The organism is Staphylococcus sp. ZWU0021 (genome assembly GCF_000798895.1).
Lineage (GTDB): Bacteria > Bacillota > Bacilli > Staphylococcales > Staphylococcaceae > Staphylococcus > Staphylococcus saprophyticus.
Genome location: NZ_JTLN01000030.1, coordinates 587,258 through 600,079, shown reverse-complemented (window position 1 = coordinate 600,079; position 12,822 = coordinate 587,258). Strand labels below are relative to the sequence as shown.

Sequence of the window (12,822 nt, the reverse complement as noted above, 5' to 3'; positions counted from 1 at the left end):
GTGTAGTAATGAACTTAAGATAAATATTTAAAGCTGAGACATATATGTCTCAGCTTTTTTATTTATAAGTATATCAAGTTGGTCAGTCAATAGAATTCTTTTGAGATAAATTTTGTTGCGCAAAACGCAAATGTGCTGTTTAAAACGTATTTAGTAAAGTAGTTAATTTGAATGTTTTTAAATATATATAGTAAGCAATGTTAATGTTTTCTGGAGTGCAAATATACATCTTTTTTCACACTAATTACAAAACGATTACATCCACAAAAGTTTATAAATACACTACAAGGTGTACATGAAAGGATTTTTAGGTAGAAATTCCTGATTTGAGTGTAATATATAACGTAATTAGGATGTAAAAAAGAGCTTGTTTTTTTAACTTCACTGTAACCTACAAGCTTTTTATAGGTGTTATAGTAGGAAATACAAATTAGTTGTAAAAAGTAAACTTATTTATTGACGGTTGAAATTACAAGCTAATTTATTAAATTTTAAAAATACAAACAATCTCTTAGGAGGATTATTAATAATGAAAAAAACAGTAATTGCATCAACATTAGCAGTAGGACTTGGCGTAACAGGAATAGCAGCAGGAAATTCAGCAGACGCTTCAGAACAAGGCGTTGACAAAGCACAAGTAGCACAACAAGCGCAATCAAATCCAGAATCATTAAACGCGGCGCCTATTCAAGATGGTGCTTATAATATCAACTTTAACTATAATAATACAGATTATAGTTTCCAATCAGATGGTGAAAACTTTAGCTGGAGCTATGGTGAAGGTTCAGGCGAAGGATCTAATGCTTCATCAGAACAAGCTACAGACAATAGTTCACAACAAACTGCTGAGCAACCACAACAAGTAGAACAACCACAACAAACTGAGCAAGCTTCAACTGAACAACCAGCACAAGAAGCTGCACCACAAACTGAAGCAACACAACAACCACAACAAGAGGCAACAACACAATCTGCATCAAGCTCAAATGAATCTAGTTCAAACGAATCAAGTTCAAGTGAAGCTTCAGAAAGTTCATCATCAGGTGTTAATGCGCACTTACAACAAATCGCGCAACGTGAATCAGGTGGCGACATCCATGCTACAAATCCATCATCAGGTGCTTCTGGTAAGTTCCAATTCTTACAAAGTACATGGGATTCAGTAGCTCCAGCTGAGTATCAAGGTCAACCAGCTGCTTCAGCACCAGAATCAGTACAAGATGCTGCAGCGCAAAAACTTTATGATACAGAAGGCGCTTCACAATGGGTTACTGCATAAACTGTAAGTCATAATTTTAAAAATAAAGTATAAAAATTAAATTAACATGATAAATTTGGTCCCGGCTTCTTAATAAAGAAATCGGGTTTTTTGTATAGTTAATTGTTGGTTTTAATTTTTAGGTAGGATATGGATTTTTGAATTTGTTCATTCAATTGAGTAAGAAATAAGATGACAATAGTACTAAGCAGCTTGGATTTTACTTTAATGTTTTTAATGGCATATCTTTGAATGATTAAATATGCAAATGGGTAATGATGTAGTAATACTTGGTTACATTTAGCTATAATAATTCAAATTAGGGAGTGATGATGAATATGAGAAAACTTATATATTTTTGCATAGTACGCTAGATGGTTTTGTAGAGGGTTCTAAAGGTGCAATGGACATCGGTTGGGTTGCCTATAATGAAGAATTGGAAAAATTTGCGGATGATGTACTGAGTAATACAGATACGATTGTTTGGGGACGTAAGACATATGAAATGATGTATGATTACTGGCCGACGGTACCATCTGATGAAAATGCAAATGAGCACGAATTGAATCATGCTCAATGGATTGAAAATGTTGAAAAAGTTGTATTTTCAAAAGCATTGAATCATGTAGAATGGAGTAACTCAAAATTGGTGAAAGATCATGTTGAAGAAGAAATTAATAAATTAAAACAGCAAGAAGGCGGAGATATTGTCGTGTTAGGCAGTCCAAGATTTGCACATTATTTAATGCAACTTAATTTAGTGGATGAATATAAAATAATAATATCGCCTACTTTAATAGGTAAAGGATTACCGTTATTTCAAAATATTCATGATAAAGTTGATCTCAAACTAATAAAGAGCGAGACATTTGAATCCGGTGCGTTAGGATTAAATTATCAAGTTTTAAATTAAATGAAAAGAGAGTAAATCGTTAACCAATATATTGAATCGGTTTGATGATGTTACTCTCTTTTTTCTATAGTAGTGAGATGGTTTTTACAGACGCTATCGTTAAATCATTACTCACCGTGATATGCTTTTTCTAAAGTAGCGATGTCGAATTTTTTCATTTTCAGAAAAGCTTCTGTGACACGTTTAAGTTGTTCAGGAGAATCATGTGCCATCATTTCATCCAGATGTTCAGGGACAATTTGCCAAAATACGCCAAATGGATCTTTTAACCAGCCACATTGTTCTGCTTCAGGGACAGTGGATAATTTCTCCCAATAGTCATCAATTTCACCTTGATCCTCTAAGGTAACCATAAGTGAAATGCCTTCATTAAACTGATAGCCATAATCATAAGCACTATCCATGCATGTGAACCATTGATTTTCAATTTTAAAACGTGCATGCGCCAACTGAGAAGTTTTATTTGGTTCAAGACCCTCAGGATAATAGAATTTATCGCCTGGTTCACTATTTTTAAATACCTTGTTATAGAAATAGATGGCTTCTTCGGCACGTCCGACATTTTCATTCATAAACAATAGTGTGGGTTCTATGCGATGTGTAATAGGATGATTAGTGACTAATAATTGCCAAGATACATCGTACTGATCTTGTACCCATCCGTACCTTTCGCTAAAATCATATTGATTTAGTTGGTGGAGAAAATAATATCTCATCATTAGAGCATTGTGCAACTCGCTTAAGATTTGTACTGAAAGATACAGATCAAGCAGATAATTCAAAAATAAATGAACTGCCTAAAGTTTTACAAGTCGTAGAACAAGGTGGGCAGTTTCAAATTGTTATTAGCAATGATGTTGCAAATGTATATGACGCAATTGTAAAAAATTACAGTATTGGTCAAACTTTTGCTAAAGAAGAAAACGAATCAGGGAAACGCAACATTATAAATATCATATTTAGTTATATATCGGGAACGTTTTCTCCGCTATTACCTGCACTCGCAGGCTCTGTTATGTTGAAAGCATTACTCGAAATATTAAAATCATTGAATTGGATTAACGACAAAGGTGCGACATTTGCGATTTTAAATGCAACATCAAACACAGTTTTTTACTTTTTACCGATATTTATTGGTATGTCTGCTAGTAAAAAATTGAATGTGAATCCATATATAGGTGGTGTGATTGCAGCGTCGTTACTCGAACCATCGTTTACTAATCTCCTTAAATCAGAAGAAAATCTAACTTTTATAGGTCTGTCTTTGGTAGTTACTGATTTTGCTTCTACAGTGTTTTCATTATTAATTGCTATTGCCATCTATGCGCCACTTGAACGCTTGCTTAAACGATGGGTTCCAAAAGTATTGCAATTATTTTTAGTTCCTATGTTAAGCCTCATTATTATGGTGCCATTAACTGTTTTAGTATTTGGTCCTTTTAGTGAATATGTGAGCAGTGGCATCGGCATCGATTATATGCTTGGTTTTTCTAGAATATTAACTGGGGTTATCATCGCATCGTTTTGGCCATTCTTAGTAGTACTAGGTGTTCATTAGGGGTTAGTCCCTATCATGATAGATAACTTTGCTCATGGTGGAGATATACTCATAGCAATTACTGCTGCTTCTGTTTTTGCACAAATTGGAATTGCGTTTGGTGTCGTTTTACGTTCTCGAAGAAACAAAGATTTAAGATCACTATCTATAGGTACAACGTTATCAGGATTATTAGCAGGTGTTACTGAGCCTATTTTATATGGACTTATTTTATGGTATAAACGGCTCATACCTATTGTACTCGTTTCAGGTGCCATTGGCGGTGCTATAATAGCTATTTTTGATGTGCGAGTGACAACGTTTGTGTTAAATAATTTATTTACTATACCAGTATTTAAACCAATGTACGGCTACATTCTAGGTATTGCAATCGCATTGATTATTGGTACGATTTTAACATTTGTGTTCGGTTTTGAAGCTAAAAATAGTGAAAAACCTTTGGAAGCTAAAGAAAATACAAATAACTTGCAAGAAGGTGTATCGACAATGATATTTGCACCCTTATCAAGAGAAATTGTAAAACTGGAAAATGTGCCAGACCCAGTATTTTCAACCGAAGCAATGGGTAAAGGGATTGCTATTGAACCTGAAAATGATACGGTATATGCACCTTTTGATGGGGTGGTTGAAACCATCTTTAATACAAAACATGCCATTGGATTGCGAAGTCATGAAGGGGTAGAAATGATTATCCATATAGGTTTAGAAACTGTTCAATTAAAAGGGGAACATTTCGATGTTTTTGTTGAAGAAAACCAAAAAATTTCACAAGGCGAACCTCTAATAAAATTTAATAATAAAGCAATTAAAAAAGAAGGTTATAAACTCATAACGCCTGTTGTTATAACAAACAGCGAGAACATAGAAAAAATAAAATTTAATGAAAGTCTTAGCATTACACATGGTCAAAAACTAATGGAATTAAAATATATTAAGAGAGGTGTGTAACAATTGTTAAATCAAACATCAAGTGCATTTCCAAATGATTTTTTATGGGGTGGAGGATTGGCGGCAAATCAAGTTGAAGGTGCTGCCAGAATAGATGGGAAAGGTCTTTCTACAGCAGATGCATTGTCACAAGGTGTATTTAACCCGCCTGTTTATGACCCACCAGAGCAATATATGAAGAAAGATGCGATAGATTTTTAACATAAATATAAAGAAGACATTAAATTATTTGCTGAACTAGGGTTTAAAGTATTGAGAATTTCTATATCTTGGCCACGTATTTTTCCTAATGGTGACGAGCTGGAACCTAATGAAAAAGGGTTGGCATTTTATGATCATGTCATTGATGAACTGAAAAAATATGATATTGAACCACTCATTACATTATCTCATTATGAAATGCCTTTATACTTAGTAGAAAAATTTAATGGCTGGGAAAGCAGAAATGTAATTACTTACTTTGAACATTTTGCAGAAACCGTTTTTAGACGATATAAAAACAAAGTGAAATATTGGATTACTTTTAACGAGATAAATATGATTTTGCACGCACCTTTTAATGGCGGTGGAATACAGGGTGATCTTAATGAAATAGATAAAAGCACGCTATATCAAGCCATTCATCATCAATTTGTTGCCAGTGCTTCAGTGGTTAAAATAGGACATGAAATTAATTCAGATTTTCAAATTGGCTGTATGATAGCCTGCACGCCCACATATCCATCAACATCCAATCCGGACGATGTTATCGCTGCGATGAATAAAGATAGAGAAATCTATTTCTTTGCAGATGTGCATGTACGCGGTTATTATCCGAGTTATATGGATAGATATTTTAAAAAAAATCATATTGATATTCATATTACAGAAGAGGATAGAAATATTTTAAAAAACACAGTGGATTTTATATCTTTTAGTTATTATATGAGTAACTGTGCCACTGTGAATCCAGGTGATATTGAACAGTCTAAAGGCAATATCATGAATATCATTAAAAATCCTTACTTATCTGAATCTGAATGGGGATGGCCTGTTGATCCCCAAGGCTTAAGGTATATTTTAAATCAATTTTATGATCGTTACCAATTACCACTTTTTATTCTAGAAAATGGTTTAGGTGCTAAAAATCGATTGGTGAAAAGTGAAGATGGAAATTATACAGTGATAGATGATTATAGAATCGACTATTTAAATAATCATTTAATTGAAGTTGAAAAAGCGCTTAAAGATGGGGTAGATATCATAGGTTATACAGCGTGGGGACCCATTGATATAGTCAGTAACTCTACTGGTGAGTTTAGAAAACGATACGGTTTTATTTATGTGAATCGTTATGATAATTTCGAGGGCACTTTCGAGAGGTATAGAAAGAAAAGTTTTTACTGGTATCAAAATGTGATTAAAACAAACGGCAATAGCTTAATAAGCAAATAAATAGTTAATGAAAAAGAGTTTCAAATAATTATCTCAAATGATCAAATTAGTGAAATATAATTTCTAAGTGAGACGATGAGAACATTTAAATCATGATTAAGGGTAGAAAATAATAGTACAATTGATGGAGGGATTTTAATGAGTAAAACAATTAGATTAATCGCACCAGATTGGCAATCAGGAGGTAGAGCAGCCTATTATCATGGGGGCACACTTATTAAACTGGTTAATTCCTAATGATTCTAACCAAGAAGCGTTTGAGATTAAAGTCGAAGAACCAGATGAAGACGCATTAGAATTAGAAAATGGTGTATACGGGCAGTCTCAAATAATAAATAATGTAAAGCAAGCACAAGATATTTTAAATCAAGAACAACCAGATAAAGTAGTTACTTTAGGCGGCAATTGTATGGTCTCACAAGCACCTTTTGATTATTTAAATCAAAAATATGGTGATGAACTCGGTATTGTTTGGATTGATACACATCCAGATATTTCATATCCTAAAGACATTACAAATGAACACGCCATGGTTGTAGCTAATTTACTTGGTGAAGGCGATAGTGAATTGTCGAAATTGGTTAACGCACCATTAAAAACTAATCAATTTTTATACGTAGGTTTACAAGAATTATTAGATTTTGAAGTGGAAAATCTAGAAAAATTAAATTTTGATTATAAAGTACAAGGCACAGAAAGTTATAATTATGAAGAAATACAACAATGGATTAAGGAAAATAACTTTTCGAAAATAGCCATCCATTTTGATATTGATGTCTTGGATCCAAATGAGTTTCGTGCCACTTACTTTGCGGAACCTCATATTGAATCGTTCCCAGCAGCAGCTGGACAAATGTCCTTGTCGCATTTAAATGACATACTAAAAGGCATTTCAGAAAATAATGATATTGTAGGCTTTACTGTAGCAGAGTACATGCCATGGGATGAAATCAATCTGAAAAATACATTGAAAGATTTGAATATATTCCATTAAATAAAAAGAACCGTTGCTATTCAATATAGCAGCGGTTCTTTTATAGTTATTTAACTAATTCTTTAAAATTTTCTAAGCGTTTCGCTTTTTCTTCATCGCTAATGTTATGTTTTTTTACATAACGGTTATTTTCGTGTTTTGCACACTCATGTGAGCAAGCGCCTAAATAACGCGCTTCGTTTTCTTCTGATACAAGGATTTGTTTGTTACATTCAGGGTTACTACAATTGATATAACGTTCACAAGGCGTACCATCGAACCATTCTTTTCCTACTACAGTTTTATCTACATGATTCACTTCTACACTGATGCGTTCATCGAATACGTACATTTTTCCGTCCCAGAATTCACCTTTTGTTTCAGGGTCTTTACCGTAAGTAGCAATGCCGCCTTCAAGTTGACTCACATCTTCAAAGCCTTCTTTTAGTAAGTAACCAGAGAATTTTTCACAACGAATACCACCAGTACAATACGTTACAATTTTTTTATCCATAAATTGCTCTTTATTTTCTTTAATCCAGTCAGGTAAATCTCTGAATCTTGTGATATCAGGACGAACTGCACCACGGAAGTGGCCTAAATCGTATTCATAATCGTTTCTAGCATCAATCACAACAGCATCATCTGATAATAATGCTTCTCTAAATTCTTTTGGTGACAAATAGTTACCAGTAAGTTCTCTAGGGTTTACATCATCTTCAAGGTCTAGAGCAACGATTTCTTGTCTAGGGCGAACATGCATTTTTTTGAAAGCGTGTCCTTCGGCTTCATCCACTTTAAAAGTAATCCCTTGGAATCTAGCATCGTTTTTTAATGCTTCCATATATTTATCGGTAGCTTCGACTGTACCAGAAACTGTCCCATTAATACCTTCAGTAGATACGAGGATACGACCTTTAAGTTCTAAGTCTTTACAAAATGCTAAATGCTCAGTTGCAAATAATTCAGGGTCATCGATTGTTGTATATTTGTAATATAATAATACTCTATAATCCATAATACTAATCTCCTTTTATTTCTTGTTCTTATAAATTTATATAAAATGTTGGTATCATTTTTTCGCTAATATAAAGTATGTGAGTATCTTCAATTTAATAAGGTTTATTTATTTTTTGAGCGAAAGCATAAAATTATCATTATTACATTATAACAAAAAAGGGATATTATTCAATTTATTAATTTAAGTATCTTCATTATTTTTATTATATTAAGTAAAGATTTTTGATTAATGTAATAAAAAATGCTCTCTACAAGTAAATCTTGAAGAGAGCAAGTTAATATCTATTATGATTTCTTTTTATTTGTAAATATTAATGCACCAATTAAGCTGATTGTGCTGATGGCGAAAATAATGTTCATGATAGATAATGTTTCGATAATAACAACATCTTTGCCGAGTCTCTCAAAAGCATTTTGTTGCATTTCTTTTTCTGAACTCAAATTACTTTCAGATCTTGTTTCTTTATTTTCAATATCTTCTAACATTCTTTCTTCTACTTTAGGCATAGAATTCCTCCTTATATAAATTTATTTTCCCTTTTTAAAAACAGTCAATCATATTGTGTGATGCTGAATTAAATAGAAGTGATTGAAAAAGTAACGGTAAATTACTATACTCAAATGAGAATGAATATCATGAGGAGCGGATTGCAATGGAAACAGTATATTTAGCAGGTGGATGTTTATGGGGCGTACAAGCATTTGTAAAAACGTTACCCGGCGTTATCAATACTGAAGGTGGAAGAGCTAACGGTATTACGGATACGTTAGACGGTGAATATGATGGTTACGTGGAAGTAATTAGAACAGAATTCGACCCACAAAAAGTATCAGTAACAGATTTGATGGGTTATTTATTTGAAATTATTGACCCATATAGTGTGAATAAACAAGGTCAAGATGTAGGCTTAAGATATAGAACTGGATTATACAGTGAAGATGAGAAACATTTAAAAGAGGCTCAACAATTCATAGATGGCATTGAGGACCATCACCTTATTGCTACTGAAGTATTACCACTAACGAATTATGTAAGAAGTGCAGAAGAAAACCAGGATCGCCTATCAAGATTTCCAGATGATTATTGTCACTTACCTAAAGAACTTGTTTATAAGTATAAATAAAAAACAAACCCCTTTTCTAAATGATTCCTACATAAGTAAGAATTTTAGAAAAGGGGTTTTGTGTGTGATTTATTTAAAGAAACCTAAAACAAAGTCTACACCTTTAGCTAAAACATCTGCGATACTAACGCCCATTGTTGCCCAGTCGTGTGCTAATCCTACGTTTACTGCATTACCAATTGCTTCTACGATTCCTGTCATGTGAGACACTCCTTTATTTTGAAAAATTTAAATTAAAACTTGCGCTTTAATTCGTTAAACACAATATAGATCTTTTTGTTAATTAATTGTGTAAAAATGCCTAACTCACTATTTTTTTATGCCTAAGTGTAATAATAGTTTTTTTATAGGAATTGTTAAAAATAAATAAAAAATTTAAATTTTTGTAAAGACTTAAATGTTGTGTGGAAATGTCTGGAAGAATATGCAATATTGTAATTGATTGGGCTATATAAAATTTAGGAGGCGATTGAGTATGAATCAATTGGTTAAGGTAACATTAGCAACTGGATTAGCACTGAGCGCAATGGTTGGCACAACGAGTAGCATGACATCAAACTCAACTTTTATTGCACATGGATCAGAAAATATTGATTATCAAGTAAATGGTTATACTACTGACGCAAATGACTTTATATTGGAGCCATCATTTATTGAAGCCGTAAAAAATAATAACTTCGTGATTAACGGTTATAATATTACTGGAAACGAACAACAAGAGAGTTCGATGATTGATATATATGATCAAATCATTGCAAAGACAGGGGAGCAAACAGCTTCAATGGTAGATTTTGAAGTGAAGAAGGGTGCAGTATCGAAGGAAGCTTTAATTGAGCAATATGGTCAACCTATTGAAAAGCCATTTGAAAGTGCTCAAGGATTTGATTATAGATATCATATTGGAGATAACATAGTTCAATATATTGTTGAAGATGGTTATGTGAAAGATGTACAAATTAATGCAGAAAATGAATAAATAACAGACGATTCAAAAAAGCACAATGCTACTTATAATGGCATTGTGCTTTTATTATATGTTTTATTAACCTAATAAAGAATCAGGTATAATTTTATGGATAATGGCAGATAGTTCTTCTGGGGTTTCTTGTTGACCATTATTGACCCATTCTTGAATAATACCAAATATAGCATTACTCAAGAAAACTACAAAATAGTGTCGTTCTTTTTCACTAAAATGGGATTTTTTTGTGTATGGGAAAACATTCTTTTCCGCATTATATTGTAATGTTTTTTTTAGTTGATTTTGAACGTCAGGTGATCCATTATTCGAAATGAGCAACAATAAAAGCTCGGCTTCATTATTCCAAAAGTTAATTATATGATAATACAACAAATGACGTTCACTTTGTAATAAACTTTGAACTCTTTTGCTGCCTTCTTTTGTAATTTCAAATTGATATTGTTCCACTAAATCAAACTTGTCTTTGTAATGTAAATAGAAAGTGCCTCGACTAATGCCAGCTACTTCACATATATCTTTAACTGAAATATCATCATACTTTTTATGCTTCAATAACGTTATTAATGCCTTTCTGGTATTTCTTTTTGTTTTTAATATACGCGAATCTGTCATCATTTCTTCATTCAATTAAATTCACTCCAAATATTAATAGACATATATTTTATTATGTTCATTAACGGTTATTTTTCCATTGCTTTTGCAAAGTAGAGGTATATAATCGCATTATGAACGATAATTGACACTGTGTCTAATAAGGAGAATTTATATGTCTGAACTTGTAGCCAAATTGACAAATGCAACGAAATATTATGGTAAGAAGAAAGTTTTAGATCATATCGATATAGAGTTATCATCTGGAAAAATATTAGGACTTATCGGGCCAAGTGGTTCTGGCAAAACAACTACGATTAAATGTCTCATGGGTATGGAGAAATTAGATGAAGGTCATGGTCAAATTTTTGATACTGAAATACCAGATCGTAAAATTTTAAATGAAATCGGTTATATGGGCCAAAGTGATGCATTATATGAATCACTAACTGCACATGAAAATTTAGTCTTTTTTGGTAATTTAATGGGCTTAAAAGGAGAGAAATTAAAGCAAGTTATAGCGACTAATATGAAACTTGTGAATTTAGAAGGAGAATTAAACAAAATTGTTAATACTTTTTCTGGTGGGATGAAACGTAGATTATCATTAGCTATTACATTACTTGCGAATCCAAACCTTATTATTTTAGATGAACCTACAGTAGGCATAGATCCAAGTCTAAGAAGAGATATATGGAAGCAGTTAAAACATTTAACTAAAAAAGGAAAATCAGTTATTGTGACTACGCATGTTATGGGGGAAGCTGAGCGCTGTGATTATATAGGTTTAATTGTAGAAGGACGATTATTTACTATGGGTACGCCACAAGAACTAAAAGATAAATTTGGCGTAGATTCTATAGAAGAAGTATTTATTAAAGCTGAAGCGGAGGTGCAATCATGAGATTCAAAGCAGTGTTCATAAGAGTGATTAAAGAATTATTAAGAGAGAAAAGAACTTTGGCGCTCATGTTATTTGCACCAATCCTAGTATTAACATTATTATATTTTGTATTCGATACAAATTCAGAAACTGATTTAAAAATAGGCATCGATGACAATGTACCCCAAAAAATTGTGAATGCATTACCTTCAGATAAAGTAGATATAGAAAAAATAAAATCGCCCGATTCTATAAAAGATACGATCGTAAATTCTAAATTAGATAGTTACATTACGAAAAATGGTTCTAATTTAGAGGTCACATATGCAAATGAAGATCCTAGTAAAACAGGTTCAACAAAACAATTACTTGGTAGCGCGATACAACAAAATAAGATGCAAGATATGATGAAAATCGTTGGAAAAATACCGAATAATATGAAACAAAAAAATGCACAACAAGATGAAAATGTTAAATTAGATAATCATTATTTATATGGAGATGAAGATAGCACTTATTTTGATAAAATGTTTCCGATATTAATTGGTTTCTTCGTATTTTTATTTGTGTTTTTAATATCAGGCATTGGATTATTACGAGAACGTACAAATGGAACATTAGAGCGCTTATTAGCTACATCCGTTAAACGTAGTGAAATCGTATTTGGTTATTTAGCTGGCTATGGATTGTTTGCAATTCTCCAAACACTACTGATTGTATTTTATGCGATTCTCATATTAAACATTGAAGTGGCAGGCAGTATTTGGTGGGTACTATTAATCAATATTTTAATTGCATTAGCTGCGTTAGCGATGGGAATCTTCGTATCAACATTTGCAAATTCAGAATTCCAAATGATCCAATTTATTCCAATTGTAGCAATACCACAAGTTTTCTTTTCAGGTATTATTCCTCTTGAAAATATTGCTGATTGGGTCAGTGTGATAGGCTATTTGTTTCCATTACGCTATGCTGGGGATGCATTGACCAATATTATGATCAAAAGCCAAGGATTCGAATTTATTTGGTTCGATATTGGTATTCTGTTCGTATTTATTTTCGTATTTACAGTGCTTAATATTGTAGGTCTTAAGCGTTATAGAAAAGTTTAGAACAAACGATAAAAAGGTAAATTTAT

Annotated in this window: 14 protein-coding genes and 1 pseudogene; 10 read left to right on the top strand and 5 right to left on the bottom strand. The window is 32.4% G+C overall.

Features of this window, described 5'->3' with window-relative positions:
• Positions 1-529: 529 nt before the first annotated feature.
• The gene (locus L987_RS11885) at positions 530-1,279 is read left to right on the top strand and encodes a transglycosylase family protein (RefSeq protein ID WP_047504891.1); all 750 of its coding nucleotides are present in this window, start codon (positions 530-532) and stop codon (positions 1,277-1,279) included.
• A gap of 337 nt (positions 1,280-1,616) precedes the next feature.
• Positions 1,617-2,171, top strand: a complete 555-nt coding sequence (locus L987_RS11880) for a dihydrofolate reductase family protein (RefSeq protein ID WP_197050276.1) — start codon at positions 1,617-1,619, stop codon at positions 2,169-2,171.
• Between the two features lie 107 nt (positions 2,172-2,278).
• Here the strand turns inward: L987_RS11880 and L987_RS11875 are convergent, their stop codons facing one another.
• Positions 2,279-2,890: a VOC family protein gene (locus tag L987_RS11875; RefSeq protein ID WP_231558597.1), complete on the bottom strand. Its 612-nt coding sequence runs from the start codon at positions 2,888-2,890 to the stop codon at positions 2,279-2,281.
• Here L987_RS11875 and L987_RS13340 point away from each other — a divergent pair.
• From L987_RS13340 to L987_RS11860, 4 genes and pseudogenes are all read left to right on the top strand, one after another.
• A complete protein-coding gene (locus L987_RS13340; RefSeq protein ID WP_331454261.1) occupies positions 2,854-3,729 on the top strand; it encodes a PTS transporter subunit EIIC in 876 nt (291 codons plus the stop codon). The two genes, L987_RS11875 and L987_RS13340, sit on opposite strands and share 37 nt — an antisense overlap.
• Before the next feature lie 15 nt (positions 3,730-3,744).
• Positions 3,745-4,677: a glucose PTS transporter subunit IIA gene (locus tag L987_RS13335; RefSeq protein WP_052191001.1), complete on the top strand. Its 933-nt coding sequence runs from the start codon at positions 3,745-3,747 to the stop codon at positions 4,675-4,677.
• Positions 4,678-4,680: 3 nt separating this feature from the next.
• Positions 4,681-6,111 (top strand): annotated as a pseudogene (locus L987_RS11865) (glycoside hydrolase family 1 protein).
• A gap of 202 nt (positions 6,112-6,313) precedes the next feature.
• Positions 6,314-7,105: an arginase family protein gene (locus L987_RS11860; protein WP_047504881.1), complete on the top strand. Its 792-nt coding sequence runs from the start codon at positions 6,314-6,316 to the stop codon at positions 7,103-7,105.
• Positions 7,106-7,151: 46 nt separating this feature from the next.
• On the opposite strand, the gene trhO is transcribed toward L987_RS11860, so the two are convergent.
• Complete coding sequence (trhO, locus tag L987_RS11855; protein ID WP_047504878.1) at positions 7,152-8,102, bottom strand: oxygen-dependent tRNA uridine(34) hydroxylase TrhO; 951 nt, start codon at positions 8,100-8,102, stop codon at positions 7,152-7,154.
• A 287-nt stretch (positions 8,103-8,389) separates the two neighbouring features.
• Positions 8,390-8,611, bottom strand: coding sequence for a hypothetical protein (locus tag L987_RS11850; protein WP_002482074.1), 222 nt, complete (start codon positions 8,609-8,611; stop codon positions 8,390-8,392).
• A gap of 146 nt (positions 8,612-8,757) precedes the next feature.
• Between L987_RS11850 and L987_RS11845 the strand changes: the two genes are divergently transcribed.
• Positions 8,758-9,228 carry a peptide-methionine (S)-S-oxide reductase gene (locus L987_RS11845; RefSeq protein ID WP_047504875.1) on the top strand — a complete coding sequence of 157 codons (471 nt, stop codon included), beginning with the start codon at positions 8,758-8,760 and terminating at the stop codon, positions 9,226-9,228.
• Between the two features lie 69 nt (positions 9,229-9,297).
• Here the strand turns inward: L987_RS11845 and L987_RS11840 are convergent, their stop codons facing one another.
• Entirely contained in the window at positions 9,298-9,429 is a 132-nt protein-coding gene (locus L987_RS11840; protein WP_047504872.1) for a beta-class phenol-soluble modulin, read from the bottom strand.
• Between the two features lie 274 nt (positions 9,430-9,703).
• On the opposite strand from L987_RS11840, the gene isaB reads away from it, so the two are divergent.
• Complete coding sequence (gene isaB / locus L987_RS11835) at positions 9,704-10,204, top strand: immunodominant staphylococcal antigen IsaB family protein (RefSeq protein ID WP_047504869.1); 501 nt, start codon at positions 9,704-9,706, stop codon at positions 10,202-10,204.
• A 66-nt stretch (positions 10,205-10,270) separates the two neighbouring features.
• Here the strand turns inward: isaB and L987_RS11830 are convergent, their stop codons facing one another.
• Positions 10,271-10,837, bottom strand: a complete 567-nt coding sequence (locus L987_RS11830) for a TetR/AcrR family transcriptional regulator (protein WP_037537447.1) — start codon at positions 10,835-10,837, stop codon at positions 10,271-10,273.
• 139 nt (positions 10,838-10,976) lie between these two features.
• Between L987_RS11830 and L987_RS11825 the strand changes: the two genes are divergently transcribed.
• Both L987_RS11825 and L987_RS11820 read left to right on the top strand, forming a co-directional pair.
• Complete coding sequence (locus L987_RS11825) at positions 10,977-11,705, top strand: ABC transporter ATP-binding protein (RefSeq protein ID WP_047504866.1); 729 nt, start codon at positions 10,977-10,979, stop codon at positions 11,703-11,705.
• Positions 11,702-12,796 carry an ABC transporter permease gene (locus L987_RS11820; RefSeq protein ID WP_047504864.1) on the top strand — a complete coding sequence of 365 codons (1,095 nt, stop codon included), beginning with the start codon at positions 11,702-11,704 and terminating at the stop codon, positions 12,794-12,796. The genes L987_RS11825 and L987_RS11820 overlap by 4 nt, the downstream gene beginning before the upstream one ends.
• Positions 12,797-12,822 lie beyond the last annotated feature (26 nt).

What these genes read in the sequence shown, in the direction of transcription:
- L987_RS11825 (WP_047504866.1), top strand. Translation starts at nt 10,977, where the DNA reads ATGTCTGAACTTGTAGCCAAATTGACAAATGCAACGAAATATTATGGT.
- L987_RS11885 (WP_047504891.1), top strand. Translation starts at nt 530, where the DNA reads ATGAAAAAAACAGTAATTGCATCAACATTAGCAGTAGGACTTGGCGTA.
- L987_RS11840 (WP_047504872.1), bottom strand. Translation starts at nt 9,429, where the DNA reads ATGACAGGAATCGTAGAAGCAATTGGTAATGCAGTAAACGTAGGATTA.
- trhO (WP_047504878.1), bottom strand. Translation starts at nt 8,102, where the DNA reads ATGGATTATAGAGTATTATTATATTACAAATATACAACAATCGATGAC.
- L987_RS13335 (WP_052191001.1), top strand. Translation starts at nt 3,745, where the DNA reads ATGATAGATAACTTTGCTCATGGTGGAGATATACTCATAGCAATTACT.
- isaB (WP_047504869.1), top strand. Translation starts at nt 9,704, where the DNA reads ATGAATCAATTGGTTAAGGTAACATTAGCAACTGGATTAGCACTGAGC.
- L987_RS11845 (WP_047504875.1), top strand. Translation starts at nt 8,758, where the DNA reads ATGGAAACAGTATATTTAGCAGGTGGATGTTTATGGGGCGTACAAGCA.
- L987_RS11850 (WP_002482074.1), bottom strand. Translation starts at nt 8,611, where the DNA reads ATGCCTAAAGTAGAAGAAAGAATGTTAGAAGATATTGAAAATAAAGAA.
- L987_RS11860 (WP_047504881.1), top strand. Translation starts at nt 6,314, where the DNA reads ATGGGGGCACACTTATTAAACTGGTTAATTCCTAATGATTCTAACCAA.
- L987_RS11820 (WP_047504864.1), top strand. Translation starts at nt 11,702, where the DNA reads ATGAGATTCAAAGCAGTGTTCATAAGAGTGATTAAAGAATTATTAAGA.
- L987_RS11875 (WP_231558597.1), bottom strand. Translation starts at nt 2,890, where the DNA reads ATGATGAGATATTATTTTCTCCACCAACTAAATCAATATGATTTTAGC.